The 26,239-nt window shown below is 46.0% G+C and carries 30 protein-coding genes and 1 riboswitch; of the genes, 27 read left to right on the top strand and 3 right to left on the bottom strand.

The genetic code is table 11. The features are described from left to right. The first annotated feature begins 301 nt into the window (after window positions 1–301). Window positions 302–739, top strand: a complete 438-nt coding sequence (locus AC4PM4_RS29350) for a hypothetical protein (protein WP_079697642.1) — start codon at window positions 302–304, stop codon at window positions 737–739. Between the two features lie 650 nt (window positions 740–1,389). Here the strand turns inward: AC4PM4_RS29350 and AC4PM4_RS29355 are convergent. Further along, entirely contained in the window at window positions 1,390–1,914 is a 525-nt protein-coding gene (locus AC4PM4_RS29355) for a hypothetical protein (RefSeq protein ID WP_063568461.1), read from the bottom strand. A 594-nt stretch (window positions 1,915–2,508) separates the two neighbouring features. Here AC4PM4_RS29355 and AC4PM4_RS29360 point away from each other — a divergent pair. The 13 genes from AC4PM4_RS29360 to rsmI all read left to right on the top strand — a co-directional run bounded on the left by AC4PM4_RS29360 (window position 2,509) and on the right by rsmI (window position 12,051). Further along, the gene (locus tag AC4PM4_RS29360; RefSeq protein ID WP_024633689.1) at window positions 2,509–2,694 is read left to right on the top strand and encodes a sigma factor G inhibitor Gin; all 186 of its coding nucleotides are present in this window, start codon (window positions 2,509–2,511) and stop codon (window positions 2,692–2,694) included. A 340-nt stretch (window positions 2,695–3,034) separates the two neighbouring features. Beyond that, the gene (locus tag AC4PM4_RS29365; protein ID WP_491615209.1) at window positions 3,035–4,846 is read left to right on the top strand and encodes an aminotransferase class I/II-fold pyridoxal phosphate-dependent enzyme; all 1,812 of its coding nucleotides are present in this window, start codon (window positions 3,035–3,037) and stop codon (window positions 4,844–4,846) included. Between the two features lie 94 nt (window positions 4,847–4,940). After that, window positions 4,941–5,369, top strand: a complete 429-nt coding sequence (locus AC4PM4_RS29370; RefSeq protein WP_090811948.1) for a CidA/LrgA family protein — start codon at window positions 4,941–4,943, stop codon at window positions 5,367–5,369. Next, window positions 5,339–6,031, top strand: coding sequence for an LrgB family protein (locus AC4PM4_RS29375; RefSeq protein ID WP_063567536.1), 693 nt, complete (start codon window positions 5,339–5,341; stop codon window positions 6,029–6,031). Before AC4PM4_RS29370 ends, AC4PM4_RS29375 begins: the two co-directional genes overlap by 31 nt. Window positions 6,032–6,112: 81 nt before the next feature. Continuing rightward, window positions 6,113–6,277 (top strand): hypothetical protein, encoded by a 165-nt coding sequence (locus AC4PM4_RS29380; RefSeq protein ID WP_491615210.1) that lies wholly within the window; start codon window positions 6,113–6,115, stop codon window positions 6,275–6,277. After that, on the top strand, window positions 6,261–6,908 hold the full coding sequence (gene tmk / locus AC4PM4_RS29385) for a dTMP kinase (protein ID WP_091001839.1): 648 nt from the start codon (window positions 6,261–6,263) through the stop codon (window positions 6,906–6,908). Before AC4PM4_RS29380 ends, tmk begins: the two co-directional genes overlap by 17 nt. Before the next feature lie 62 nt (window positions 6,909–6,970). Further along, complete coding sequence (darA, locus tag AC4PM4_RS29390; RefSeq protein ID WP_017691391.1) at window positions 6,971–7,300, top strand: cyclic di-AMP receptor DarA; 330 nt, start codon at window positions 6,971–6,973, stop codon at window positions 7,298–7,300. A gap of 263 nt (window positions 7,301–7,563) precedes the next feature. After that, entirely contained in the window at window positions 7,564–8,007 is a 444-nt protein-coding gene (locus AC4PM4_RS29395) for a YaaR family protein (RefSeq protein ID WP_024633694.1), read from the top strand. A 9-nt stretch (window positions 8,008–8,016) separates the two neighbouring features. Beyond that, window positions 8,017–8,988 carry a DNA polymerase III subunit delta' gene (gene holB / locus AC4PM4_RS29400; RefSeq protein ID WP_063567539.1) on the top strand — a complete coding sequence of 324 codons (972 nt, stop codon included), beginning with the start codon at window positions 8,017–8,019 and terminating at the stop codon, window positions 8,986–8,988. 117 nt (window positions 8,989–9,105) lie between these two features. Beyond that, entirely contained in the window at window positions 9,106–9,906 is an 801-nt protein-coding gene (locus AC4PM4_RS29405) for a PSP1 domain-containing protein (protein WP_024633696.1), read from the top strand. 28 nt (window positions 9,907–9,934) lie between these two features. Continuing rightward, a complete protein-coding gene (yabA, locus tag AC4PM4_RS29410) occupies window positions 9,935–10,303 on the top strand; it encodes a DNA replication initiation control protein YabA (protein ID WP_024633697.1) in 369 nt (122 codons plus the stop codon). An 86-nt stretch (window positions 10,304–10,389) separates the two neighbouring features. After that, window positions 10,390–11,169, top strand: a complete 780-nt coding sequence (locus AC4PM4_RS29415) for a tRNA1(Val) (adenine(37)-N6)-methyltransferase (RefSeq protein ID WP_491615211.1) — start codon at window positions 10,390–10,392, stop codon at window positions 11,167–11,169. Next, on the top strand, window positions 11,170–12,051 hold the full coding sequence (gene rsmI / locus AC4PM4_RS29420) for a 16S rRNA (cytidine(1402)-2'-O)-methyltransferase (RefSeq protein WP_269055094.1): 882 nt from the start codon (window positions 11,170–11,172) through the stop codon (window positions 12,049–12,051). Between the two features lie 289 nt (window positions 12,052–12,340). Here rsmI and AC4PM4_RS29425 read toward each other — a convergent pair whose 3' ends face one another. Next, window positions 12,341–12,595 (bottom strand): AbrB/MazE/SpoVT family DNA-binding domain-containing protein, encoded by a 255-nt coding sequence (locus AC4PM4_RS29425; RefSeq protein ID WP_024633700.1) that lies wholly within the window; start codon window positions 12,593–12,595, stop codon window positions 12,341–12,343. 318 nt (window positions 12,596–12,913) lie between these two features. Here AC4PM4_RS29425 and AC4PM4_RS29430 point away from each other — a divergent pair, with 318 nt between their 5' ends. The 13 genes from AC4PM4_RS29430 (at window position 12,914) to AC4PM4_RS29490 (ending at window position 25,882) form a co-directional block, all read left to right on the top strand. Next, a complete protein-coding gene (locus AC4PM4_RS29430) occupies window positions 12,914–14,194 on the top strand; it encodes an HD domain-containing protein (protein WP_072735822.1) in 1,281 nt (426 codons plus the stop codon). A 328-nt stretch (window positions 14,195–14,522) separates the two neighbouring features. Then, the gene (locus AC4PM4_RS29435; protein WP_491615213.1) at window positions 14,523–15,293 is read left to right on the top strand and encodes a TatD family hydrolase; all 771 of its coding nucleotides are present in this window, start codon (window positions 14,523–14,525) and stop codon (window positions 15,291–15,293) included. 241 nt (window positions 15,294–15,534) lie between these two features. Continuing rightward, a riboswitch (cyclic di-AMP (ydaO/yuaA leader) is annotated at window positions 15,535–15,788 on the top strand. Window positions 15,789–16,061: 273 nt separating this feature from the next. Next, window positions 16,062–17,246 carry a resuscitation-promoting factor gene (locus tag AC4PM4_RS29440; RefSeq protein WP_063567543.1) on the top strand — a complete coding sequence of 395 codons (1,185 nt, stop codon included), beginning with the start codon at window positions 16,062–16,064 and terminating at the stop codon, window positions 17,244–17,246. Between the two features lie 156 nt (window positions 17,247–17,402). Beyond that, window positions 17,403–17,948 (top strand): ribonuclease M5, encoded by a 546-nt coding sequence (rnmV, locus tag AC4PM4_RS29445; RefSeq protein WP_024633704.1) that lies wholly within the window; start codon window positions 17,403–17,405, stop codon window positions 17,946–17,948. 4 nt (window positions 17,949–17,952) lie between these two features. Then, on the top strand, window positions 17,953–18,855 hold the full coding sequence (gene rsmA, locus AC4PM4_RS29450) for a 16S rRNA (adenine(1518)-N(6)/adenine(1519)-N(6))-dimethyltransferase RsmA (protein WP_063567544.1): 903 nt from the start codon (window positions 17,953–17,955) through the stop codon (window positions 18,853–18,855). A 59-nt stretch (window positions 18,856–18,914) separates the two neighbouring features. Further along, entirely contained in the window at window positions 18,915–19,811 is an 897-nt protein-coding gene (gene yabG, locus AC4PM4_RS29455) for a sporulation peptidase YabG (RefSeq protein WP_063567545.1), read from the top strand. Window positions 19,812–19,964: 153 nt separating this feature from the next. Beyond that, entirely contained in the window at window positions 19,965–20,240 is a 276-nt protein-coding gene (veg, locus tag AC4PM4_RS29460; protein WP_053778931.1) for a biofilm formation stimulator Veg, read from the top strand. 223 nt (window positions 20,241–20,463) lie between these two features. Continuing rightward, window positions 20,464–20,640 (top strand): small, acid-soluble spore protein, alpha/beta type, encoded by a 177-nt coding sequence (locus AC4PM4_RS29465; RefSeq protein WP_053778930.1) that lies wholly within the window; start codon window positions 20,464–20,466, stop codon window positions 20,638–20,640. A gap of 149 nt (window positions 20,641–20,789) precedes the next feature. After that, the gene (ispE, locus tag AC4PM4_RS29470; RefSeq protein ID WP_063567568.1) at window positions 20,790–21,644 is read left to right on the top strand and encodes a 4-(cytidine 5'-diphospho)-2-C-methyl-D-erythritol kinase; all 855 of its coding nucleotides are present in this window, start codon (window positions 20,790–20,792) and stop codon (window positions 21,642–21,644) included. Between the two features lie 98 nt (window positions 21,645–21,742). Beyond that, window positions 21,743–22,570, top strand: a complete 828-nt coding sequence (gene purR, locus AC4PM4_RS29475) for a pur operon repressor (protein WP_064641410.1) — start codon at window positions 21,743–21,745, stop codon at window positions 22,568–22,570. A gap of 188 nt (window positions 22,571–22,758) precedes the next feature. Then, the gene (gene spoVG / locus AC4PM4_RS29480) at window positions 22,759–23,043 is read left to right on the top strand and encodes a septation regulator SpoVG (RefSeq protein WP_017691372.1); all 285 of its coding nucleotides are present in this window, start codon (window positions 22,759–22,761) and stop codon (window positions 23,041–23,043) included. A 392-nt stretch (window positions 23,044–23,435) separates the two neighbouring features. After that, window positions 23,436–24,827 (top strand): bifunctional UDP-N-acetylglucosamine diphosphorylase/glucosamine-1-phosphate N-acetyltransferase GlmU, encoded by a 1,392-nt coding sequence (gene glmU / locus AC4PM4_RS29485; protein WP_371121682.1) that lies wholly within the window; start codon window positions 23,436–23,438, stop codon window positions 24,825–24,827. A gap of 101 nt (window positions 24,828–24,928) precedes the next feature. Next, entirely contained in the window at window positions 24,929–25,882 is a 954-nt protein-coding gene (locus tag AC4PM4_RS29490) for a ribose-phosphate diphosphokinase (protein WP_017691370.1), read from the top strand. 109 nt (window positions 25,883–25,991) lie between these two features. Here AC4PM4_RS29490 and AC4PM4_RS29495 read toward each other — a convergent pair whose 3' ends face one another. Then, window positions 25,992–26,192: a hypothetical protein gene (locus tag AC4PM4_RS29495; RefSeq protein WP_064641977.1), complete on the bottom strand. Its 201-nt coding sequence runs from the start codon at window positions 26,190–26,192 to the stop codon at window positions 25,992–25,994. Window positions 26,193–26,239: the final 47 nt, after the last annotated feature.

Below are 26,239 nucleotides of genomic sequence, written 5' to 3' on the forward strand. Positions count from 1 at the left end.
GCCGCCAAGCAAAGAACCACTGCCGATGTTATTCGGTGGTGGTTTTTATTTGTTTATAAGCAAAAATGCAGGAATAGCTAGTGGTGGATGGATTGAATTCTTGCTTTGGAAGCCGATATAAATAGAGGGTGGATTGTCTTTCAAAAGAGGGCAAATGAATGACTTAAAAAAGTCTTGAAATGAAGGTAACATTTTTGTTACGGAAAACGCATTCGAAACCAGTATAATAGGACTATGTTAAATATGCTAAAAGTACCTGACCACAGAGCTGGAATGTGCAGCTGTGAAAAGGAGGGTGTGTGTGATAAGTTGGCGAAGACTAGTTCTTCATTCGTTTCTCTTGCTTGGCCTGATAGGTGTGCTTGTAGGATGCGGTGAAGCAGGATCTGCATGGACTTCTTATGAAGGAGCGGTAAACGAGAAGGGTTTCCCGGTTCCTAAAGTGGCGAATAAATCTGACCAGTCTGAAAACAATTCGGATATGGATTATGTTCGATATACGCTATCTGGTATTAGTGAGAGCACTAGTATTCCTGAGGTGTATCTAGACGAGATTAAGAGCTGGGGATGGACAGAAAAGCAAGCCAAGAGTACTTCCAATGACTCAAGTTCCCTACGTGTATTTGCTAAAGAAGGGCATACTGTACATCTAGCTGTACATGATGGTTTCTTCACGGTGATGGTTCCGAAAAGTGAAGCTGCCCAGACGACAGTAAAATCACTTGATGATGATGACTGAATGAGTTGTGTTTTGATGTAATGGTTCGACAATTAACGGTGTAATGGTCCGTATGATAGTAAAGCTCCCGATCTCTGATCGGGGGCTTTTTGTATTTATTTTTGTCTGTCATGAATCATATTAGATGAGCAATGGATCGTTCGGAGGTTTTCTTTTGGCGGTGACTTAACCAGGAGCTGTAGAGAGGCAGGCTTACAGCACTCACACAGTAGACATGAGGCATAGATAGCAAAGATAGTAGGTGCCTGTAGAGGCTGGTATCAGTCGTCTATAGAGCAAGTAAACATAGAAGAGGGGGAAGATATCGAAAGGAGGTCGATTATGAGCCTACTACGTACTCAATATCAGAAAAGGTATTCAACAAGCTAGGACGTGGCAGAACGGAAATGGATGTACTGCGTTGGGGATAACCGTTTTAACTATACCCATGCTGTGGATAAGGGAAAAAGAGAGGTGAAATAAATAAAGGTTATCCACTGTGGATAACCTTTAAGGTTTGGAAGCATGACGCAGTAATCAAGAAAGAGTGTCATAGGAGTGGTTGCGTCAGTTTGAATAGAAGGTATGGATGAGCTTTAGCGTTTTATGTATTACTGGTTTCAACTATACATTGCGTTAGGCAAGGTTATAGGTAAAGGATAGAAGAACAATTATTGCAGGTAGTAGGAGACATCTTGTTCATTTAATTTGATAAGCCCGTCCTTACGTTCGCGTGAAAGAACAAGTACAACATATAGACGTGGTACAAGAAGCCACAGATGCCAGAAAATCAACGATAGGGTGAAGGACAAGGGTGACCATATTAAACAGACGGTAATGATACATAGCCCAATCCAGCTCATATTGAGGTGGACCCGGACGAACATGCGGTAGCTGAAATGTTGGTCTGGAATATAGCCGAACCAAGGCATTTTGAGGTTCCAGCGCCAACGACGTGCATAGGAGGTACGGACCAGCAGTAATATGGTTCTGGCAATGACATAATGAATCCATAGTGTGATCGGTCCTGCCAGAATAAAGTAGAAGAGGCCGGTCCAGGAGAATGCTAACAGATTAAACAAAAGCATAATGACAGGCAAAGACAGATAGCTAAAGATTACGCTGCGGGCAATGGCCTTTTTTTTCAGAAGCCGGTATTGATAAAAGGTTGCTTTATTCTCCGGTTCGGCGATCATACGATTACAAATCCTCCTTCTGGGATCACGTTCATTTGTAATAGGTATTCGTTTTCATAAATAAGGAAATGGATGACGCAGAGTTACATATATGAACCTTGTATGGACTCCAGATTGATGTACAAGATATGGAAGTAGATTAATCATATACAAGTATACCTTTGAACGACCTGGCTGTCAGGTTCTGATGGTGATGTATTATATATCGGCTGAAAATCCAAGTTTTTTTAAGATTATAGTATATAAGTTTTTCAAAGCTGTAGGAGGAGTAGGTAATCACATGAGAAATACAATGAAGTGCGGGGATGTTTCTTGTAATGACTGTCCATTCATGCTTTTCATATAATAGAAGAAATTGCAGGTCTGCGAGGTTTTAGCTACGTTATAAGGTAAGGAGAATGGGCAACAAATGTAGGCTGTCTGGCTGAAGTACAGAACGAATGGCATTTTTCTTTTGTTTGTTTTCGGTACAGACACCCATAGAGGGGTAGGCGAATATATATATTTTATAGAAAGAAAGCACTATGAAAAGGTTTAAAATAATAGAAACTGTGCAATACTGATAGTAATACGTTAAACAAGGTGGGATGGTTGATGGAAGGACACGCCGAACACACATGCATTATCTGCGAACAGACCAAAAGAGAAGGCATTTTTATTGTATCTGAATTTATATGTGACGCTTGCGAAGCAGAAATGGTTCATACGGATGCACAGGATGCCAAGTACAATTATTTTATCCATCAGATGAAGCAGATTTGGGTGCAAAAGAACGCATAAAGAGCGTTAAATCATATTAGTGAAACATCACATTGATTTGTATCAATGTGCATAGAGGCCCTAGGGGCCTTTTTCTGTTTCTATCAGGGAAATAAGAAGGGGAAAATGGACATGGAAAGGACCCATGGGGTAACTGGATATGATGCTGCTGCATCGGTGGAAACGGTGGTTTGCACGGGGGCTGGACAATTCCTGATATAATGAAAGGAGAAGTGCTTTACCTACACGTTTTGAATACAGCAGATCGTAGGATAGAAACATGCTTGGAGAGGTCTGTTGTATAGAGAGAGCATTGGTACGAACAATATCAAAATTTATGAATGTACAGGATGATTATTCAATGGAGCATAAATCAAATACCGCACCTTTATATGAAGCGTTGCTTGCGTATCGTGATTCAGGGCAGCGTTCTTTTCATGTACCTGGGCACAAGAACGGACAAGTCTATCGGAGGTTACTGGAGCAAGCGGACCAGCAGCAGTTAGATGGGGAAGCCGGTGAAATTCACCGTAATGAGGGTGAGGCAAAAGGAAAACAAAGTTTGGGACGGTCAGTAACTGATGGGGAGGATTGCTTCAGACAAGCTGAGGAAGAGAGGTATGGCAATGAAATTTACGGGCTGACGAATCATGTTGGGAATGGAACTGACGCATCTGCAGCAGATGTTGGACCGGTGAGTGCGTTTCTGGAGATGATGCGGCTGGATGTAACGGAAATCTCGGGGACGGACGATTTGCATCATCCAGAAGGGGTTATATTGGAGGCACAGCAGCTGGCAGCGGATTGTTTTGGAGCAGAGGAGAGCTTCTTTCTTGTCGGAGGCAGTACTTCTGGTAATTTGTCTTTGCTGCTGACCGTATGTAATGAACCTAATAGTCTTGTACTGGTACAGCGTAATGTGCACAAGTCCGTCATTCACGGGTTGATGCTGGCAGGCGCAAGGGCTGTATTCCTGGAGCCATGGGTTGATCCAGCGAGTGGACTTGCGGTGATGCCGTCGCTTGAGACGGTGCAGGCCGCTGTCCAGGCATATCCTGAGGCAAAGGGAGTACTTGTGACTTTGCCCAATTATTACGGCATGGGCGCTGATCTGAAGCCCATTGCTGAGGTGTGCCATGAGGCAGGCATGCCGCTGCTCGTGGATGAAGCGCATGGCGCGCATTATGGGCAGCATCCGGAGCTGCCAGCCTCTGCGCTGTCCTGCGGAGCAGACGGTGTGGTGCAGTCGACCCACAAGATGCTGTCTGCTTTCACCATGGGAGCCATGCTACACGTTCAGGGACCACGGTTAAACCGGTCCCTGCTGCGTCAGCGTCTGGCTATGGTGCAAAGCTCAAGCCCATCGTACCCGGTGATGGCTTCGCTTGATCTGGCGCGCCGCCTGCTGCATACGCAGGGCGCGAATGCCTTCACGGCGGGGCTTGCCGCCGTGGACGCCTTTAAGCGCGGCCTTGCGGAGCTGCCGCGCTTTCAGTTGCTGCAGCAAGAGCCGCCAGCCGGGGCGAAGCCGGCAACTGGCGGTAAGTCCGAGGCCGCCGGTGCACCGGGGCGGCCTGAAGCTCTGCCCGCGGCGGCGTTGCCTTCAGCCGCGGGATACACCGCTCAGGACCCGTTCAAGGCCGTCATCTATGACGGCACAGGGGTGCTGAGCGGTTATGGGCTGCAGCAGCAGCTGGAAGCGCGCGGCTGCGTGCCCGAAATGAGCGACGAACGATACGTCGTCTTGCTCTTTAGCCTGGGTTCGACGCTGCGCGATGCCGAGCACCTGTTGCAGGCTTTACGCCAAATCAGCCTTGAACAGGAGCAGAGCCAATCTCTTGGGGAGCAATCACAGCGTTTTACAAAAGATTCTGCAAATTATATTTCCACGTGGAACAATTTTCAAGAAGGAACTCCTTTTTCGGAGCCTATCCCGTTTACGTTGCAGCCGATTATGGAAGAGGATACAACAGAGGTATCCATTGATAAATGTGTAGGTCTTCGCTCTGCGGAGATGGTCATTCCATATCCGCCCGGCCTACCTCTTGTGTACGCTGGTGAGCGAATAAGTGCGGCCATGATATCACGTATTAAGCTACTGAGAGATGAAGGAGCCAGGTTCCATGGTGTATCTGATACTTCGCTGCAATCATTGAAAATCATCAGGGAATAATTGAGTTTAGAAGACACGCTTTGGATTTATGCAAAATGCTCAAACAAGTTAAGACATCATTGTTGTCTGGACATAAGAAAGAAGGGAACAAACTTTGGATATTCCGCTAAAAAAATATACGGGAATAGTCCTGCAAGTCATACTGATGTACGGGTTTTATTGGATAGGAAACCTGATTCAGGCTGTATTGCATCTGCCGTTAACAGGAAGTATTGTCGGGATGCTGCTTCTATTCATCGTCATTCAACTGGGATGGATCAGAATAAGTTGGGGCGAAGAAGGATCATCCTGGCTTCAATCGAATTTGCAATTATTGTTTATCCCTCCCACGGTGGGCATTATCAATCATTTTGATTTTTTTAGAGCCAATACGCTGCTGCTTGTTCTGGGGTTAATCGTTAGTACATTAATTACTTGTCTGTTGTCTGCGAAAATCAGTGAATGGCTCATGGCGTGGAGATCGACGCATCAAGGCAAGAAGGAGGCGATCTCATGCTCGCATTCATCCTCGGAATCGGAATGATTGCCTTGACCGTGGCTATATATATTCCGGCGACTCATTTATATAGAAGGTTGAAGTGGCCGATCCTTATGCCCGTCTTGACGGCAACGACTGTAATTGTACTGATTCTGATCATTTCCGGTATTAAGCTCGATACGTATATGCTTGGTGGCAAATGGATACAGGAGTTATTGGGGCCGGCTGTAGTTTCCCTGGCATTCCCTTTGGCGAAACACCTTGATGTACTGAAACGGAATATTATCCCGATATTAGGGGGGACCTTGGGTGGAAGCATCGTTGGTATGTCCACAGGGGCCGCCATATCGCTGCTGCTCGGTTATCCGCAAGATATCGTTATCGCATTATTGCCCAAATCCATTACGACACCCGTTGCCATTCAACTGGCTGATCAGGTGGGAGGAAATTCATCCTTCACTTCGTTATTTGTGATGATAGCCGGATTTTCGGGGATATTATTGGGACCCATGATTTTAAAATGGGCCAGAGTAAACAGCAAAAATGCGTATGGGATCGGACTCGGCTCGGCTTCCCACGCATTGGGTATGGCAAGATCCTTTGAGTATGGAGAAAATGCGGTAGCGCTGAGTTCCGTATCCATGATTGTCAGTGCTATTGCCGGCTCTGTCATGCTCCCTCTATGGGTATGGTTGATTTACGGCTGATCAGGCTATGTGCCTTATCGGAAATATTGGAGAATAGCTGACCGTTAACGCGGGATCATGTATAGTATTATAATAAGAAGCTTGTACCAAACTCGAAACAATCTACGGATTGATCATGAACATACACCTCTGGGCGGGCTCATTCATAGTCTGGAGTATGAGAGGATCGAGATTGTAGTTATCGCAGCACAATTAGGAGCAATTATCGATATAGAAAGCAGGGAAGCATATGCAGGGCAGAGGTAAATTCATTACGTTGGAAGGGGGAGAAGGGTCCGGCAAAACAACGATGATCAGTAAGCTAGGTTCTTACTTTGAAGAACAGGGTATACCATATGTAGTTACTCGGGAACCTGGCGGGATTGAAATTGCGGAGAAAATACGTGCCATCATTCTCAATCCTCTTCATACGGCAATGGATGCAAGAACCGAAGCGCTGCTCTATGCAGCTGCACGCAGCCAGCATCTGGCAGAGAAAGTGGAGCCTGCATTGAAGGCAGGGAAGACCGTTATCTGTGACCGATTTGTCGACAGCAGTCTGGCCTATCAAGGATACGCTCGTGGTCTTGGTGTAGAGAATGTTTGGGCCATCAATCGGTTTGCAATAGGTGAACTGATGCCGGATGTCACACTCTATCTGGACATTGAGCCTGAAGCAGGACTCGCCCGCATTGATGCCCACGATGGACGTGAAGTTAACCGCCTGGATCTCGAAAGTCTGGAGTTCCACCGCAAAGTGCGTGAAGGCTATTTTTTGCTGAAGGAACAGTTTCCTGACAGGATCAAGGTCATCGATGCCTCTCAAAAGCAAGAAGAGGTATTGGCAGCAATGATTTTGTCGCTTGAGACAGGGATTTTGAAGGATTTTGACGAGTAATTGTCTAATATATAGACAGGGCATTTCACAAGGTGCTTATTATCTGAAGGAGGTTATGCAGGATGAAACTGATTGTTGCGATTATACAGGATAAAGACAGCAACCGATTATCCAGCGCATTGGTCAAAGCAAATTTTCGGGCTACGAAATTGGCCAGTACCGGTGGATTTTTGAAGGCAGGCAACACGACGTTTATGATCGGTGTCGATGATGGTCAGGTCGAATCCGTAATGAACGTCATTCGCAGCAGCTGTAAGGTTCGTGAACAGCTCGTGACTCCAGTCACTCCGATGAGCGGAACAACCGACTCTTACCTGCCGCTACCTGTCGAAGTTCAAGTAGGTGGAGCTACCGTGTTTGTTCTTCCGGTAGATCGATTCGAACACTTTTAATGATGCAATTCCCAAAAATCCTATTGAGAGTCCTTCTTGTAATCAAGAATTGCGTTCTCTGTCCGGATAAACTTTTCGATCAGGGAAGATCTTATTTCGGACAGAGGTTGACTAACAACGAATAAATCCATGTGGTGATATTTAACTACTATTATATATAGAGTATGATCTAGCACATATATAAGGTCTCCTCCACGCACAGGCGCCGCGCGCACTGTGCTGATGGGCGATTGGCCTACTTAAGGTAGAAAGCAGGCGTTTCCATGAAAATCAATCCTGGATTCCGACCGATGCAGAGTGGACTCAGTTCTTCCGATTCCGGCTCCAAACCGGTTCAATCCAAAAATTTCTCTGATATGATGAATCACCAGGGTGAACGGGCATCACAGGCTGAACTTACCCGCCGATTAAGTGAGATCCAGATGCAGGGTGACCGTTTGTCTCGTTCCATGACCATTCGTGAATTGAAAGCATACAAGCAGCTTGTAAAAAGATTTCTGGAGGAAACGGTCCGTCGTGGTGTGTCTATGAAAGAGACGCGAGGATGGGATCGTCGGGGAAGAGGGAAACGTTACAAGTTAATTGATGAGATTGACTCTGCCTTATTATCTATGGCTGATGAGCTTTTGGAAACAGAGGAAGGCAAGATTACGTTATTACAGCAAGTAGGAGAAATTCGGGGAATGCTTATTAATTTAAGCTTCTGAGGAGGAAGTATGTCCTTTCAACAAATTATGGGTCAGCAGGCAGCCAAGCAGATGTTACAGAGCAGTTTGAGACGTCATGCCATAAGTCATGCCTATTTGTTTAGCGGACCATCCGGCAGTGGACAATTGCAGACGGCGATCACATTTGCTAAAGCAATATTTTGTACAGAGCTTGAAGATGATGCCTGCGGACAGTGTCTTGAATGTCGTAAGGTGGAACATGGAAATCATCCGGATCTAACCATGCTTGCACCGGATGGGAATAACATTAAAATTGATCAAATTCGGGATCTGCAGCGTATCTTTTCGTACCGATCAGAGGCGGGGCATCCCAAAGTATATATTATTGAACAGGCCGAGAAAATGACTGTTCAAGCGGCCAACAGTTTGCTGAAGTTTCTGGAAGAACCTCAGGTGCCCGCGGTAGGCATTTTGATTACGGATAATGGACAGGCGATGTTGCCCACCATTCGTTCACGCTCTCAATTGGTTCCTTTCAGTGCTCTGAATCCGGAAGAGATGCTGCAATCGCTGATTGCGGAAGGGCACCCTGCCAATCTGGCTCGCTCTGCCGTCCATTTAGCGTCAGGACTGGAAGCATGTAGAGAAATTCTCCAGCAGAATTGGTTTGCAGAAATTAGAAACGTAATGTTACAATTAGGGAAGGAGTCCCTGGGTAGAGGAAGTACATCATTGATCTCTGCACAGCAGAAGCTTTTTAAAACCGGACTCTCAGAACACCTGGATACAATGCTTAGCCTGTTCCATTTATGGTTCAGGGATATGCTGTATGTCCAGTATGGTAGGCATGAACATATCGTTTTTATAGATCAGTTGGACATGCTGTCTCAGTTGGCCCATACCCGCAGCACCGAGCAGTGGGTTTCCTACATGGATATGGCCGCAGCATGCAGAAAAAAATTGCGTTTCAATGTCAATGGCCAGCTTTGTCTGGAGCAATTTTTGATCGGTTTGGCATAAGACTGGGAGAGGACAGATTTTGTTCCAATCATATGCAAACGGTTATAACTTCGGAGGGTTCCCTAAGAAGACAGGGCTTCAGACGAAGTGGGATTGGCTTACGAGGGGGTTAATTTTTTGTACAGTGTAGTGGGTGTCCGTTTCAAAAAAGCGGGCAAAATTTATTACTTCGATCCCCTGGACCTTCCCATTGAAAAAGAAAACTGCGTTATCGTGGAGACAGCGCGGGGGGTAGAGTACGGTAAGGTTGTCGTTGGCAAGAAAGAAGTAGGCGAGTCTGATGTGGTATTGCCGCTCAAAAAGGTCATCCGGGTGGCGGGCGAGACAGATGCCCGTGTCGTAGATGAGAACAAGCGTGCAGCAAAAGAAGCATTCGGTACTTGTTTAAATAAAATCAAAGACCACGGCCTGAAAATGAAGCTGGTCGATGTGGAATTTACGTTTGATCGCAATAAAATTATTTTTTATTTTACAGCTGAAGGAAGAGTAGATTTCCGGGAGCTGGTCAAGGATCTGGCAAGCATTTTCCGGACACGGATCGAACTGAGACAGATAGGTGTACGTGATGAAGCAAAGATGCTTGGAGGGATCGGACCTTGCGGCCGAGTATTATGTTGTTCTTCCTGGCTGGGAGACTTTGAGCCGGTATCAATCAAGATGGCTAAAGATCAGAGCCTGTCACTGAATCCGACGAAAATTTCCGGGTTGTGCGGAAGACTCATGTGTTGTCTGAAATTTGAGCATGATAACTATGAAAGTGTGAGAGAAGAATTGCCGGCTGTAGGCAAGTTGGTCGTCACCTCTTTGGGTGAAGGAAAAGTTGTCGGCATCAATGCCGGTAATCGCACAGTCCATGTTCAACTGTTCGACATCAGTAAAGTCAAAGAACTTCCGCTGGATGACGTCGTTATCAAGTAAACCATAAAGGTTGCTTCGGGGTGGAAACTTGGAAAAGAAAAATCTGTTTACGCACATTCATGAAATGGAAACCCAATTGGGTCAGTTGCACAGTGATTTAGGAGAGTTAAAAATGATTGTTAAAGAGCTGCTTGAAGATAATCAGCGGCTTACCATCGAGAATGAGCAGTTACGCAAACTGCTGAAGCGTGAGGCCCCGGCAGATTTGCCCATCGCATCGGCGCTCGCTCCGGTAGCAAGGCCTGCGGGTCCAGCTACTGGTGAAGATGTTGTAGGTGAAGGATATGATAATCTGGCTCGGTTGTATCACGAAGGATTCCATATCTGCAATGTCTATTATGGACATTTGCGGACGGAAGGCGATTGTCTGTTCTGCCTGTCTTTTTTGAATAAATGAAGTGGCCGTAGGGATCCCCTACGGTTTTTTTTTCAAGGTTAAGAACCTTGTCTGAGATATAGAGTACCGGAGGATGAGTGTATCATATGACAGAAATATCAGTAAAATTGCAAGATTCGGAGCGAATCGACGATTTGCTCTCTCATGATTTGAAGATTATTCAAAGTGATGAAGTGTTTAGTTTTTCGATGGATGCCGTATTGTTGGCCCGATTTGCTTCAGTACCGAAACGGGGTCGTGTGCTTGATTTGTGTACAGGCAATGGGGTTGTTCCCATTCTGTTGACCACACGAACGCAGGCGAGTCTGGAAGGCATTGAAATTCAGCCGCGATTGGCAGATATGGCACGTCGCAGCGTTCAACTGAATGCATTGGAAGAATCCATTACGATCCATGAAGGTGATTTGCGTGAACTCGTGAAAGAAACGGGCCATGCTGTATACGATGCTATAACGGTTAACCCTCCGTATATGCCCTTGAATGGAAGTGACCTCAAGATGAACACTCATCAGGCAATGGCACGTCATGAAATCGGGTGCACGCTGGAGGAAGTCATTCAGGCCTGCAATCGACTGGTGCGCAATGGCGGTAAAGTATCCATGGTTCATCGTCCGCAGCGTTTAGGAGAGATCCTCTCTCTGATGCGTGAGTACAAACTTGAACCAAAGCGGATTCGGATGGTACATCCCCGTGCTCATTTGGAAGCCAATATGGTGTTGATTGAAGCGCTTAAGGATGGGAAACCGGAGGTACGCATGCTTCCACCACTGATTGTTTACAATGAAGAAGGGAAATACTGCGAAGAAATCATGGACATATATTACGGTGCGCAGCATGCACAACGAACAACGGAAGGAGGGTTATAGATGACATTGCATATTCAGAAGAGCTACGCGGAGCAGTCGAGTGGTGCCGGTAAACTATATTTGGTAGGAACACCAATCGGTAATCTGGACGATATGACATTTCGAGCAATTAAAACATTGCAGAGCTGCGACATCATTGCAGCGGAGGATACACGACAGACCCGAAAGCTGCTTACCCATTTTGAAATTACACCATCGATGTTGTTCAGTTACCATGAGCATAATAAGGGAGCTAGTGGGCCTGAACTAATACGCTATATAATAGAAGGAAAAAATTTGGCACTCGTCAGTGATGCCGGTCTGCCGGCCATTTCCGACCCTGGTTCCGATCTTGTAAAACTTGCGCTTGAAGCTGGAATTACGGTCATTCCCATCCCTGGAGCCAATGCCGCGTTATCAGCTCTGATCGTATCTGGTTTACCGACGGAGCGTTTCACATTCGGCGGCTTTTTGCCGCGGGAGAAAAAAGACATGCGAAAAGTGATGGAAGCTTTTAATGAGTCCAACGGTACGTTGCTATTTTATGAGTCCCCTCACCGTATTCGTAAAACTTTGGCTTATCTCGAAGAGATTCTGGGTGATCGGTCGATCGTACTGGCACGTGAACTGACGAAACGTCATGAGGAGTTCGCAAGAGGCAGTATCCAAGATTGCATAGAATGGCTTGAGGAACACCCGCCACTTGGGGAATATTGTTTGCTTGTAGAAGGTATCAGGGAAGAAGAGCGTAAGGCGGAGCGGGAAGCCTGGTGGCAACTGCTGTCCTTGGAGGATCATGTGAGCCATTATGAGAATGAAGGACTTAGTCGTAAAGATGCGATGAAGAAAACGGCAACGGATCGAGGTTTGACGAAACGAGATGTATATAACGCTTTAATTTAATAACGAATCAACAAAAATATGCTGGAATAGGGAACATAAACTTAAAGGGACCTTAGATCCAACCTTAATGGAATATGAAACAAGCAGAGCGGAGAAAAAATATATTACGAACGTCACCGCTCTTCTTTTTGGAGTTGAACAGACTCGTAGCTCGATTTTTTGGGTAATGAAAACCAATAATAAAGCAAAAAAATACCTTCCAACGGTGGGGTTCACACCGGGAAGGCGATCAAGGAATATAAAAAGGTTAGAAATAACAATTTAATAAGACCATTATACCTGATATTTCTTATTTTGTCACAGGTGCAGGGATTTCGGAAATACATTCGTTACAAACAATTTTACCTTTGAAATAAGTAACGTTCTCTGCATTGCCACAGAAGATACAAGCTGGTTCGTATTTTTTCAACATGATGCGCTCGCCGTCAACATAGATCTCAAGAGCATCTTTTTCACCAATACCGAGCGTACGGCGCAATTCGATTGGAATAACTACCCGTCCCAGTTCATCCACTTTTCTTACAATACCTGTTGATTTCATCATTATAATCAGTGCTCCTCTCAGCTAACGATCATTGTCATTATTCGACATTATTTTATGTTTTATGATACTCATCATACCAACGATTCCCAAAACAGTCAACCTTAAAATTAGCTTAAAATAAAGGCTGTTTTTGATAAGATTACGAGTGGTAAGGGATTGGAAGCCATTTTTCGTATTTAAACATCAATGTCATCTTTGTCGATTTGGAAAACGACAAAACTACCTTATTCGACAAGATTCGTCAAAGCATGTCGAATCCTTGGTGGTATTATACTGAAAAGCGACAAATACAAACGATATTTAAAGGAGTGAATAGACATGGAACAGCGTTTAACGGAAGAAAAGGTGTTTAAAGATCCGGTACATAATTATATCCATGTGCAAGATCCGATTATATGGCAGTTGATCAACACGCCCGAGTTTCAACGTTTACGCCGAATCCGTCAATTGGGAACATCGTTTCTTACTTTCCATGGTGCAGAGCACAGCCGCTTCTCACATTCCTTGGGCGTCTACGAAATTACACGTAAGATTATTTCCCAATTCGAAAGAAGTCACTATTCAGATTGGCCAAAGGAGGAAAAAACAGTAGCCCTTTGTGCAGCATTGCTCCATGATCTTGGACATGGGCCATTCTCTCACTCTATAGAAGAAGCTTTCGATATGAATCATGAGGATTGGACTTGTCGGATCATTACAGGTGATACCGAAGTAGGGGCGATCTTAAGACGGTATGCTCCTGATTTTCCCGAGAAAGTGGCTTCTGTTATTCAAAAAACGTATGAGCAACCTATTGTTGTTAATTTGGTTACCAGTCCGCTCGATGCGGACCGCATGGATTACTTGCTTCGGGATGCCTACTTTACAGGTGTAAACTATGGGACGATTGACCTTGACCGTATCTTGCGTATGCTGCGTCCATATCACGGACGAATTGTGGTCAAGGAGTCGGGCATGCACGCCGTGGAGGATTACTTGATGTCCAGGTACCAGATGTACTGGCAAATTTACTTTCATCCGGTTACCCGAAGTTCGGAAATTATATTGCGGCAAATATTTAAGCGGGCAAAAAGTCTCATACAGCAAGGTTTTCAATTCCGCTTCATGATTGATCCACTACCCCAGTTATTCGCTGGAGATCTATCGGTGGATGAATATTTACAACTGGACGAAGCTTTGATTCAGACGGCATTTATGCAGTGGCGCAAAGAGGACGATGCTGTTCTGAGTGAGTTATGCGAACGATTTATAGATCGCAAATTATATAAGTATGTAGAGATTGAACAGATCGACGTAAACATGATTGAAGAGATTCGGGAAGCCTTCACTGTAGCCGGTCTCAATCCCGAGTATGATCTTGAAATTGATTTTCCAACGGATAATCCGTATGATGTGTTTCGTCCGGATGAATCCACGGACAAGCAGATTCTGCTGCTTGATCGGCAAGACAAGTTACATGAGTTGTCAGAGGTGTCCGACATTGTCCGTTCAATCAGTGGTCTTCATCGTGGAAAGCATCATTTGTATTATCCGCAAAATAAGGTGGATGCGATTGTTCATGAATTACCGTCCCATATACGCCCCTATTTCTCCCATTAAATGATGCGCAATGCTGTTCAAGAATCATGATGTAAAAAAGCTTTCGAAAAGAGCTATTTTTCATGATACAGTAATCTGCTTTAATGGAGAGTACATGTAGATCGACATAATTTTGTAATCAAAGTAATTAGAATACAACCCGATTGCCTAAAAATGAGCACATATAGATATGAAGGAACTTGTTCGTTCTACATGTTGTGCTCAACAAACAATGAAAGAAATATAAAAAAAACATGATCCAATTTAGTAATAGTTATGTTCTGGTTAAGACTGCAGGATGGATTAAATAGAGATAGTCGTTTATTCGACAAGAAGGGAGAAATACAGCATGATGTTGTTCGACACACATACACACCTGGATGCACCACAATTCGACGAGGACCGCGAGGAAATGATTCAGCGTGCTGTGGATGCAGGCGTTGGTCGCATGATTAATGTGGGCTTTAACCGGGAGACCATTCCAACCACGATGAAGCTGGCTGAAACCTATGAATTTATATATGCTGCCGTAGGCTGGCACCCAGTGGATGCAATCACAATGCAAGAGGGTGATCTGGAATGGATTGCATCTTTATGCAAGCATGAAAAAGTGGTAGCCATCGGCGAAATTGGTCTAGACTACTACTGGGACACTTCCCCGAAAGAGGTTCAACATCGCGTATTACGACAACAGATTGGTCTTGCCCGTGAGTTGAATATGCCGATTGTCATTCACAACCGGGATGCGCATGAGGATATTGTAAAGATTTTGCGTGAAGAGAAAGCTGGAGAAGTAGGCGGTGTCATGCATTCCTTCTCTGGCAGCTGGGAAACGGCGAAAATGTGTCTGGATTTAGGCTTTCATCTTTCCTTCGGAGGGCCAATCACGTTCAAAAATGCGAAGCAGCCTAAAGAGGTACTTGAGAAGGTTCCTATGGACCGATTTTTCATCGAAACGGACGCTCCTTATTTGACACCGCACCCTTATCGTGGAAAACGAAATGAGACAGCGCATGTACGTCTGGTTGCAGAAGCAGCTGCGGAAATTAAAGGCATTTCGATAGAGGAAATTGCAGCAATAACGACCAAAAATGCCATGGAACGATTTGGGATTCGTTAAAAGATCGAGCAAAACGGGTGAAAAAGTGAGTTAGGCGGAGTTAATTTGCTTTTTGATCCAAATAAATCAAGAATATTACAATATTTTAACCAAATATTTAGAAAAACGTACTTGAACAACGCTTTACAACATGCATAGAAACAGGATATCATCTTTTCAGTGAATTGTTGTGCGGAAAATTGGACAGATGTTCGGGGGATGAACAAAGGGACACTTTCCGATGAAACAACATTACTTTCATGAATCAGTCTCGCTGAGTCTCCGTTAACGGAGAGCGGGGGAACCAATAGGGCTTAAACATCGGTGATTGCAGCCGATGCGCAACATGCGCTGACCCAAAAGCAGCGTATGAATCTGCGAAGCCGTATTTGATTTCTTCTTTGGGTCTCGGGGTGAATTCAAGGGCGTCCGCCATGAGCGGATGACCGGAGATAGGGCGGCTCTCTTTCGCCCGAACCCGACAGCTAACCTCGCAAGCGGAAAAAGAGAGGCAACCTCGTGCATGAATTTCCGATATTCAGAATCATTCGGAAGCCACGAAAGAGTTCCTCTTAAACTCTTTCTTTGGCTTTTTTGTTTTTGAATAAAAGAAATACTGTCATCATACGGTAAGTATTCAGGAGGATGACATCATGTTGCGAAGATTGATTCATGGTGCAGAACCGGATTATGTTGGTCCGATCTGTGTTCTGTAGAAAATTTGGTATAGTCGCGTCAAAGACATCATGCATTACTTTAGACGGCGAGGCTATGAAGGAGGACGGAGAAGTGGGCACATTCCAACCAGAAGAGACCCATGAGTCACGATCATCCAGTAAGTCTTTCGCGTTGCGGTGGAAGCATGAGAACTTGCGTCAAATGGCATTGATCGCGATTTTCTCAATTGCGCTTACAATCATGATCTTGTTAGTCGTTTACGGTCAGGCCGGGAAACAAATTTCACTGGTTATTGATGGCAAAGCTCAAGCGGTAGAGACTCGTACAGGAATGCTTCAGGAAATGCTGGAGGAGCAGTCAATCACAGTCAGCCCTCACGATCAGGTATCCATGCCCTTGAATGGGGCGATCACAGATGGAGACCGCATCGTTATTGAGCGGGCCGTTCCAGTTAATATTACGGCAGACGGGGACACCAAGACTCTGTATACAACCGATTCATCGGTAAAAGATGCGATTAAAAAATCAGGTATTCAAATTGCAAGTGAAGACAAAGTATATCCGGCGCTTGGAACCACTATTGAAGCGGATATGAAAATCCGTGTAGTGCGGGTAACAAAGCGTACGGTGGAAGTGGAACATCCGATTGCTTATAAAGTGATCAAAACGGCTGACCCTAGCTTGTACAAAGGCGACAATCGTGTCGTTGTGAGCGGTAAAGAAGGCACACTTGTACAGCATATTGAAAAAGTGTTTCAGGATGGAGAATTGGTCTCCAAAAAAATGGTGGGTAAATCGGTCGCAACGAATCGCGTCGATAAAGTGATTGCCATTGGTACCAAAGCCAAACCTGTTGTGAAAGAGCCAGTGATTCAGACGGTATCGGCGCAGACTTCCACGACAAAAACAGCAACAACCACGAACTCGAAGAAAACCGCTGCCTCGGGCAGCAAAGTAATTACCGTCTCAGGCAGTTCTTTTAAATATTCAAAAGTCTTGAAAAATGTATCCATGACGGCATACTCTTCTGAAGAGCCTGGTATCGGCACAAAAACAGCTTCAGGTACTCGGGTAACTGAGGGACGTACCATTGCGGTTGATCCCAAAATCATTCCGATTGGCTGGTGGGTGTATATCGAGGGCCTTGGCTTCCGTCGTGCGGAAGACACAGGTGGTGCCATTAAAGGCAACAAAATTGATGTGTATTATGATAGTGTGAAGCATGCCCTGAACTTCGGACGGAAGAAAGGCAAGACGGTATATGTGATTGGTCCGGTGAAGCCGGAAGCGAACTAAAATCGTTTTACTTTGAAATGGGAATGCTATAAAATATAAGCATGAATGATTCATGCGGAATATGCGGCGGAGGGGTCTGAATTCAGTCTCCCCCGCCGTTTGGCAGAGAAGAGGGATATTCCTCTTCTTTTTGCGTTAGAAAGGAAGAAATGGAACATGATAAAAGAAGTGATCGTGGTAGAAGGCCGTGACGATACCGTAGCCATTCGACGTGCGGTTCAGGCAGATACGATCGAGACTGGTGGGTCCGCCATCAACCAGCGCATTCTAAAGCGGATCGCACTTGCTCAAGAGAGACGTGGTGTCATCGTACTGACAGACCCGGATCATGCTGGTGAACGTATTCGTAAAATCATCGCCAATAAAGTACCTGGTTGCAAGCATGCTTTCATTCCGGAGGCAGATGCTACGCGCAAAGGCGACATCGGAGTGGAGAACGCTTCACCGGAGGCGATTCGTCATGCATTAGCACGTGTACACACGTCATATGAAGGCGCACCCAGTCTGATTGATTGGGAGGATCTGATTGCGGCGGGACTGATTGTGCACCCACAGGCTGCTGCACGTCGTATGGAGATGGGCAATCTGCTGGGCATAGGTTATTGCAATGGCAAGCAGTTCCACAAGCGGTTGAGTGTATTCCAGATTACCCGGGAAGAGTTCTCCGAAGCATTATCGCAAATTGAACGTGAAGGATTGTGAGCGTATGAAAGGCATGGAAGAAACCGTAGAAATTGCAACACCCAAACGAACCAAAGAAATCATTCAAAGACACGGATTTTCATTCAAGAAGAGCTTAGGTCAGAACTTTCTGATCGATCAAAATATATTGAACAAAATTGTAAATGCAGCTGATTTGGACGAGTCCAAGGGCGCACTTGAGATCGGACCAGGGATTGGCGCGCTCACAGAACGTCTGGCTCGGGTAGCCGGTCCTGTAACGGCTGTAGAGATTGATCAGCGATTGATCCCGATTCTGGGTGAAGTGATGCAGCCTTATCCAAACGTTCGTGTGCATCACGGGGATGTGCTGAAGCTGGATCTAGCTGAGTTGTTCCATACCGATTTTGGAACGGTAGATAAAGTGAGTGTTGTAGCCAATCTGCCTTATTATGTAACGACGCCAATCATGATGAAGCTGCTCGAAGAGAAGCTGCCTGTAGACAGCATTGTGGTCATGATCCAGAAGGAAGTGGCTGAACGCATGGCTGCTGCACCAGGATCAAAGGACTATGGCAGTTTGAGCATTGCGGTTCAGTACTACAGTATGCCGGAATTGGTCTGTATTGTTCCGCCCACGGTCTTTATTCCGCAGCCTAATGTGGAATCGGCTGTAATTAAGTTAAAGGTGCGTGAACAACCACCGGTTGAAGTTCCCGACGAGGCACATTACTTCGAAGTGGTACAGGCTTCCTTTGCGCAGCGTAGAAAAACCATCTCCAATAATCTGAAAGCCCGTTTCTTCACGAAGGAGAACAGAGAACAGGCTGATCAGTTGCTGGAGCAGGCCGGTATTCAGCCTTCAAGACGGGGAGAAACATTGAGCCTGCAGGAGTATGCGACACTCAGTACCGTAATGTGGGAAGCTGGGGTACGATCAGCTCTGTAAAATTCGGATGAACCAATCCGGGTTTCTGCCCATACGATGGGGTAGAGGTGATTATGTTGATGAATATCGGAGACTTGGTCGTTCGAAAGTCATACGGTGGAGATGTGACTTTCCGGTTGGAAGGCCTCCAGTCGGACGGTGCCATCATTAAAGGGACCGAGTTCCGGCTGTTAGCCGATTCCCCTGTGGACGATTTGATACAGGTTCCTTATGAACCGCAGAGTGCTAAGACGAGGCAGGCCCATGTGAAGGCACATCAGACGCTCTCACGCCTGCAGCAAAATCGAATGGAACAGGCCGAGCGCAATCGTGAAGGTCTGGTTCAGGAATGGTCTGTTCAACAAGACCCGGCTTATTTCGAGATGCCTGGCAAAGTGCTGCACTTGGATGGCGATCCTAATTATCTAAAAAAAAGCATGAACCTTTATGAGCAGCTTCGTGTTCCCGCAGAGGGTCAATATGTACACGAGTCTGCCATGGCGGACACTTTATATCGTCTGCTGCCCAAAGTGCGTCCGGATATCGTTGTCATTACTGGCCATGACGGGGTACTCAAGACCCGTCAGCCCTATGACTTATATAGTCTGGGAAGCTACAAGAATTCGCAGAACTTTGTATCCGCTATTCAGGTGGCTAGGCAATATGAACGTCATCTCGATGCACTCACGATTGTAGCTGGCGCGTGTCAGTCCCACTTTGAGGCCTTGCTGCGGGCTGGAGCGAACTTTGCCAGTTCACCAGGACGAATTCTCATCCATGCCCTGGACCCGGTCTATGTGGCAGCTAAGGCAGCCTTCACGTCGGTGCGGGAAACGGTGAACATGAATGACATTTTGCATAACACGATTAGTGGTAGCCAGGGTGTGGGTGGCGTAGAGACACGGGGAAGTTATCGGGTAGGTCTGCCCGGATTGAACGATCTATCCACGTTAAAAGTGAATCCATCAGCCGTCTAATGATGGCAGAAGAAAGTCCCATTTAGGGGCTTTTTTTGTTTGCAAAAAAATTCATTGACAACAACTTTTTGATACTGATATAATAATTAGTTTTGATTTGACAATGACTGTAAAATCCGGTATAATGGACAAGAAAAGAGGTGGTCGTCGACAATGGCTAAAAATACGCTATTGGATATCAAACGCAATCTCGATGCACATATCGGTCAGAAAATTATGCTGCGGGCTAATGGTGGCCGCCGTAAGACCATTGAGCGTACGGGTGTATTGGAAGAAACGTACCCTTCTGTTTTTATTGTTAAGCTTGATGAGGAGCAAGAAACTTTCAAGCGAGTATCCTACAGTTATGCTGATATACTTACGGAATCGGTGGAAGTCATGGTATTTGATCCAGGCAGCCAGACGCATAGCTCCTACATGGAGACGTAAGTATCGATTTACGGCGATTCTGCCCCCTTGGGCAGGTCGCTTTTTTTATTTTTGCAATAATCCCGCTCGATTCATCGGAGATGCATAGTTGATCAGGAATGAGTCTGGGGAAGAAGCGGCATACTATTTGGACAGGTTCAAGGCATTTTTCTTGGCCTGGAGGCAAATAGTCCCGGATACAAATGGACTTATCATGAATGAACTATTTCGAGGAGGATGATCCATGAGCCGGAGAAGAAGAAGTGTAATGTCGGATGAACTCAAGAATGAACTGGCAAAAGACCTAGGATTCTATGATACCGTCCAGCAGGAAGGTTGGGGCGGGATCAAAGCGAAGGATGCGGGCAATATGGTGAAACGGGCCATTCAACTTGCGGAAGAAGCGGCACGCAAATCGTAATCCGGTTCAATCGGTTTGGAGAGCGGGGCAATCCGGCAGGAATGACCTCGCTTTTTCCCCATGGATGCGGAATAGAAATGACTTGACAGCCCCATTTTGATATAATATGTTAAGTTGTCTTAGGGAAAAGGTGAGGACGGGTGAACGCCTTGAAAATTTACGAAAAAGCGCCTGCTAAAATCAATTTGATGCTAGACGTTTTACATAAAAGAAGAGATGGATTTCACGAAGTTGAGATGATCATGACGATGGTGGATCTTGCCGATCGACTGGAAATGTCTGAGCTGCCTCGTGACACGATCTTTATCTCTAGTCAGGCGGGATATATCCCCCTGGATGAGAAGAACTTGGCTTTTCAGGCAGCCAGGCTTATCAAAGAGCGTTACGACGTGAAAACCGGAGTTCATATTCATCTGGACAAAAAAATACCGGTGGCCGCCGGACTTGCTGGTGGCAGCAGTGATGCAGCAGCAACGCTGCGTGGATTGAATCGCCTCTGGCGTCTCAACATTCCGGATCAAGAGCTGCAGGAACTTGGAGCAGAACTGGGCTCGGATGTGCCTTTCTGCATTACAGGCGGAACAGCACTCGCCACAGGCCGTGGGGAGAAGCTGACACCGATGCCGAATCCCCCGCAATGTTGGGTGATCTTGGCCAAGCCGCCGATTAATGTGTCAACAGCCGATGTCTATGGGCGTTTCCGTAGCGACAAGATTGTTCGTCATCCGAGTGCTGCCAAAATGGAGCAGGCCATTCGCAACCAATCCTTTGCCGAAGTGTGCGGGCAGATGGGGAATGTGCTTGAGGACGTAACGTTGAAGCTGTATCCGGAAGTTCAGCATCTGAAGGATGCCATGATTCGACTTGGAGCAGACGGAGTATTAATGTCAGGCAGCGGTCCAACTGTGTTTGGACTGGTCTCTAAGGAGTCCAAGGTTGCTCGGATATACAATGGACTACGAGGCTTCTGTAAAGAAGTATATGCCGTACGTATGCTAACTTAAAATTCGCTTTTATAATGTACAAACACGTATAAAGGTGGTATATTTTTAAATAATTATTCGGATTTGGATGTTTTCCGTGATCGTGAGGATGGATCTCTGTGAAGAAATTAAAACGAAGCGCAAGGCTGGTTGAAATGACGCAGTACTTATTGTCTAGACCGCATACGGTTATTCCGTTGACTACATTTGCCGAACGCTATGGAGCTGCGAAGTCGTCGATCAGTGAAGATTTGGCGATTATCAAGGAAGTGTTCGAAGAAGGTGGTTCGGGAGAACTGCATACACTGGCTGGAGCAGCCGGGGGAGTAAAGTGGATTCCAAAGGTGTCCAGAGAACTGGCACTGGCTTTTGCAGAACGACTTTCTACCCAGCTCGCGCAGCCGGACCGGATACTCCCTGGTGAATATCTGTACATGTCCGACCTGCTTGGACAGCCCGCATTGATGAATGAAGCCGGCAAGATTTTTGCAACTGCCTTTGGCAATATGAATATTGATGTGGTGATGACGGTCGAAACCAAAGGGATTCCACTTGCTTATGCGACCGGAGCCCAGCTCAACCTGCCTGTAGTGCTCGTGCGCAGGGACCATCAGGCTACGGAAGGATCGGCCGTAAGTATCAATTATGTATCCGGGTCCCATAAAAGCCTACATACCATGTCCCTATCTCGCAGGGCAATGCGTGAGCACTCCAGAGTGCTCATTGTAGATGATTTTATGAAAGCTGGGGGAACTGTCCAAGGGATGATCGACCTATTGGCCGAGTTTAATGCCACGGTAGCCGGGGTAGGCGTATTAGTAGAATCTGGATCGGTTGATTCGGAGGAACGATTGCTGACGGATTATATATCTCTGGCGAAGCTGACGGCGGTTGATGCAAAGAGCAGACACATTTCCGTCAAGCCTGGCAACTATTTTGACCTGTAGAATCATGACGAATTACATGTCGGGAAAGGTTCTTTTCCATCGACCTGGCACTAACATTGTCGAATTGTGTATTAAATAAAAAAATTCCTGAAATTAGGACATTTTTGTGGTTATAAAAAGAAGGAGTTCGTATGTGCTGTGTGGAATTATACACCAAGTTCTGATGGAAAAAGGTGGTGAACACACACATGCAAATTACGGATGTCAGACTCCGCCGTGTTAACTCTGAGGGGAGAATGAAGGCTATCGCATCCATTACCATCGATAACGAATTCGTCGTTCATGACATTCGCGTCATCGATGGCAATAACGGAATGTTTGTTGCTATGCCGAGCAAGCGGACTCCTGACGGAGAATTCCGTGATATCGCCCACCCGATCTCTTCCGGTACTCGCGAGAAGATTCAAGCAGCTGTTTTGACTGAGTATGATCGCGCAGCAACTGAGGAAGAAGTCATTGAAGAAGGTGCCTGAGAACATTATTGGGGTTCGAAGGAAAAGAGAGCCATGTCTTATGGCTCTCTTTTCTTTTTGACCGGAATAAGATATATTCAGTATTGAGTTTATTCACAGAAGAGCATTTTCGCAGCTTAAATGCTGCAAAATGTTGAAAGAACAAAAAGCGCAGCGTGCGCTTGGTAACAGGGCGGCATCTAGGAATCATGGGAATCGGTTAAGCTCGCAAGTACACGGCGTATACATATAGGTCACGATTTGTTGGTGTCCGCGTTGTTACGCGTGATTACAGAGACAGCAGGCGATGAACAAGACCGGCGCAGGGCCGGCTGAACGTTACTCATCGGATATATACAGGTAAGGTCAGACGATGGGTTTTTCAGAACAGGAGGTCGTAAATTTTGAAAAGAATGGCAATCGTTCTTGCAGCAGGGCAAGGCAAACGGATGAAATCGAAATTGTACAAGGTACTGCATCCCGTATGCGGTAAACCGATGGTGGGTCACGTGCTGGATGCAGCTCTTCGCGCAGGCGTTGAACGCAGTGTCGTTGTGGTCGGTCACGGTGCCGAAGCGGTGCAGTCATTTTTGGGTTCCAGAGCAGAGTACGTGCTTCAGGCTGAACAATTGGGAACAGGACATGCGGTGAAGCAGGTTAAATCTCTGCTCGGCAGTGAAGCAGGGTCAACCATCGTTGTCTGTGGAGATACACCACTTGTGACCAGCGAGACGCTGGAAGGACTGATGAAACTCCATGAGAGCCGCGGAGCAGCAGCAACGGTACTCACAGCTGAACTGGACAATCCCAAAGGGTACGGCCGCGTTATTCGCGGAGAAGATGGTTCTGTACAGCGCATTGTGGAACAGAAGGATTGCACGGAGCAGGAAGATGCTGTGAACGAGATCAACACAGGTACGTACTGCTTCGATAATGCTAAGTTGTTCGCTGCGCTGGAGAAAGTGACGAACCAGAATGCTCAGGGAGAATACTATCTCACTGACGTGGTTGGCATTTTCCGTAATGATGGAGAAGTGGTGGAAGCCTACATGTCAGATGACATCGCGGAATCCATCGGAGTTAATGATCGACTTGCTCTTTCACAAGCAGAAGCGTTCATGCGTGAACGTTTGGCGGTAAAACATATGTTGAACGGTGTTACAATCATCGATCCGGCATCGACATATATCGGGGCGGATGTTACCATTGGATCAGATACAGTATTGTATCCGGGTACCATACTCAAAGGTACAACTACCATTGGTGAAGCATGCCATATTGGTCCTCAGGCAGATGTGGAAGACAGTATCATTCAGGATGGGGTTACAATCAAGCATTCTGTACTGTCACAGGCCGAGGTTGGATCAGAAGCAACTGTAGGTCCATTTGCTTATTTGCGTCCAGGTACCAAACTGGGCCGTAAAGTAAAAATTGGTGACTTTGTTGAAGTGAAAAATGCTACAATTGATGAAGGCTCCAAAGTATCTCATCTCAGTTATATTGGGGATGCTAAAGTAGGGAAAAATGTAAATGTTGGATGCGGGGCAATAACGGTGAATTATGATGGATATAATAAAGCTGTAACGACGATTGAAGACGATGCGTTCGTAGGCAGCAATGTCAATCTGATTGCACCTGTCACGGTAGGAAAAGGCGCATATGTTGTTGCGGGCTCTACCGTTACCCATTCAGTTCCCGACAATGATCTCGCGATTGCCCGCCCACGCCAGGAGAACAAACCTGGATATGCGGAGAAAATCCGTGGTCGTGCCAAAGCCAAGAAACAAAATGCCAAACCCGAATAAGGGGTATTGATATTAAGAATTGCCTCCCGAACATCGGGGGGTGCCGACATGTCGCAGACGCTTATAGATTCCAATGAACCAGCACGGAGGGTTTTTATTTTATGACTTATTTTGATTCGAAATTAAAAATATTTACTTGCAATTCTAACCCCAAGCTTGCCCATCAAATTGCTGATTATATCGGAATTCCTATGGGTGAATCTCACACAACTAGCTTTAGTGATGGTGAGATCCAAGTGAAACTCTCTGAGAGTGTTCGGGGCTGTCACGTTTATATCGTGCAGTCTACTTGCTTGCCGGTTAATGACAACCTGATGGAAATGCTCGTTATGATTGATGCACTTAAACGGGCATCTGCCAAGACGATTAACGTCGTTATTCCGTACTATGGCTATGCTAGACAGGACCGTAAGGCCCGTTCGCGTGACCCGATTACAGCCAAACTGGTTGCCAATCTGATCGAAAAAGCGGGTGCAACCCGTGTAATCGCGATGGACTTGCATGCAATGCAGATTCAAGGATTCTTCGATATTCCGGTTGATCATCTGCTCGGCGTGCCGATTTTGGCTCAATATTTCCGCTCGAAACAGATCGAAAATCCGGTTGTTGTATCGCCTGACCACGGCGGCGTAGTACGCGCTCGGAAACTGGCGGACTTCCTGAATGCACCTCTCGCAATTATCGACAAACGTCGTCCAGAGCCGAACGTCAGCGAAGTGATGAACATTATCGGTAACATCGAAGGTAAAACAGCAATTCTGATCGATGACATCATTGATACGGCGGGAACGATTGTATTGGGAGCGAATGCTCTGATGGAAGGCGGCGTGAAGGAAGTATACGCTTGCTGTACTCACCCAGTATTGTCCGGACCTGCGATGGAACGCTTGGAGAATGCACCACTGAAGGAAGTTATCGTAACGGATACCATTCCGATTACGCATGCTAACCCGACAAGCAAACTTAAAGTGTTGTCTGTAGCACCTTTGCTCGGAGAAGCCATTATCCGGGTTCATGAGGAATTGTCAATCAGCAAGCTGTTTGAAATTGAATAAGGATGTCTGCATAAAGTAGTAGAGGGGTTACGTTTTCCGGATCAATGGAAAATGTAACCCCTGTCGGCGTTCCGTTATATTGGAAGTGAAGCAGTTGCCTGCCGGATTTCTAGTATCCGGGGCGGGAGATAAAACGGAACCGGCGCCGATGAAAAAGAGTGTCGGCAATTTCGACAAATTGATTATCGAAACGTGTGATTAGTCCGATCTCAATATGGGTGTCGCGGTCATATACCTGTACAGGTATATGATATTCCAGATGATAGATAAAATCGCTATGTTGAGTCAGTTGTCCGTTGTCTTCGCGCAAAACCCGCTCACCTTCCTGGGTTGATGAATAAAAGCTGTAAAAATAAT

The sequence above is a fragment of the Paenibacillus sp. MDV22-iso6 genome (assembly GCF_058408365.1).

What these genes read in the sequence shown, in the direction of transcription:
- AC4PM4_RS29355 (WP_063568461.1), bottom strand. Translation starts at nt 1,914, where the DNA reads ATGATCGCCGAACCGGAGAATAAAGCAACCTTTTATCAATACCGGCTT.
- AC4PM4_RS29360 (WP_024633689.1), top strand. Translation starts at nt 2,509, where the DNA reads ATGGAAGGACACGCCGAACACACATGCATTATCTGCGAACAGACCAAA.
- AC4PM4_RS29365 (WP_491615209.1), top strand. Translation starts at nt 3,035, where the DNA reads ATGGAGCATAAATCAAATACCGCACCTTTATATGAAGCGTTGCTTGCG.
- AC4PM4_RS29375 (WP_063567536.1), top strand. Translation starts at nt 5,339, where the DNA reads ATGCTCGCATTCATCCTCGGAATCGGAATGATTGCCTTGACCGTGGCT.
- tmk (WP_091001839.1), top strand. Translation starts at nt 6,261, where the DNA reads ATGCAGGGCAGAGGTAAATTCATTACGTTGGAAGGGGGAGAAGGGTCC.
- darA (WP_017691391.1), top strand. Translation starts at nt 6,971, where the DNA reads ATGAAACTGATTGTTGCGATTATACAGGATAAAGACAGCAACCGATTA.
- AC4PM4_RS29395 (WP_024633694.1), top strand. Translation starts at nt 7,564, where the DNA reads ATGAAAATCAATCCTGGATTCCGACCGATGCAGAGTGGACTCAGTTCT.
- holB (WP_063567539.1), top strand. Translation starts at nt 8,017, where the DNA reads ATGTCCTTTCAACAAATTATGGGTCAGCAGGCAGCCAAGCAGATGTTA.
- AC4PM4_RS29415 (WP_491615211.1), top strand. Translation starts at nt 10,390, where the DNA reads ATGACAGAAATATCAGTAAAATTGCAAGATTCGGAGCGAATCGACGAT.
- rsmI (WP_269055094.1), top strand. Translation starts at nt 11,170, where the DNA reads ATGACATTGCATATTCAGAAGAGCTACGCGGAGCAGTCGAGTGGTGCC.
- AC4PM4_RS29425 (WP_024633700.1), bottom strand. Translation starts at nt 12,595, where the DNA reads ATGATGAAATCAACAGGTATTGTAAGAAAAGTGGATGAACTGGGACGG.
- AC4PM4_RS29430 (WP_072735822.1), top strand. Translation starts at nt 12,914, where the DNA reads ATGGAACAGCGTTTAACGGAAGAAAAGGTGTTTAAAGATCCGGTACAT.
- AC4PM4_RS29435 (WP_491615213.1), top strand. Translation starts at nt 14,523, where the DNA reads ATGATGTTGTTCGACACACATACACACCTGGATGCACCACAATTCGAC.
- rnmV (WP_024633704.1), top strand. Translation starts at nt 17,403, where the DNA reads ATGATAAAAGAAGTGATCGTGGTAGAAGGCCGTGACGATACCGTAGCC.
- rsmA (WP_063567544.1), top strand. Translation starts at nt 17,953, where the DNA reads ATGAAAGGCATGGAAGAAACCGTAGAAATTGCAACACCCAAACGAACC.
- yabG (WP_063567545.1), top strand. Translation starts at nt 18,915, where the DNA reads ATGAATATCGGAGACTTGGTCGTTCGAAAGTCATACGGTGGAGATGTG.
- veg (WP_053778931.1), top strand. Translation starts at nt 19,965, where the DNA reads ATGGCTAAAAATACGCTATTGGATATCAAACGCAATCTCGATGCACAT.
- AC4PM4_RS29465 (WP_053778930.1), top strand. Translation starts at nt 20,464, where the DNA reads ATGAGCCGGAGAAGAAGAAGTGTAATGTCGGATGAACTCAAGAATGAA.
- spoVG (WP_017691372.1), top strand. Translation starts at nt 22,759, where the DNA reads ATGCAAATTACGGATGTCAGACTCCGCCGTGTTAACTCTGAGGGGAGA.
- glmU (WP_371121682.1), top strand. Translation starts at nt 23,436, where the DNA reads ATGGCAATCGTTCTTGCAGCAGGGCAAGGCAAACGGATGAAATCGAAA.
- AC4PM4_RS29490 (WP_017691370.1), top strand. Translation starts at nt 24,929, where the DNA reads ATGACTTATTTTGATTCGAAATTAAAAATATTTACTTGCAATTCTAAC.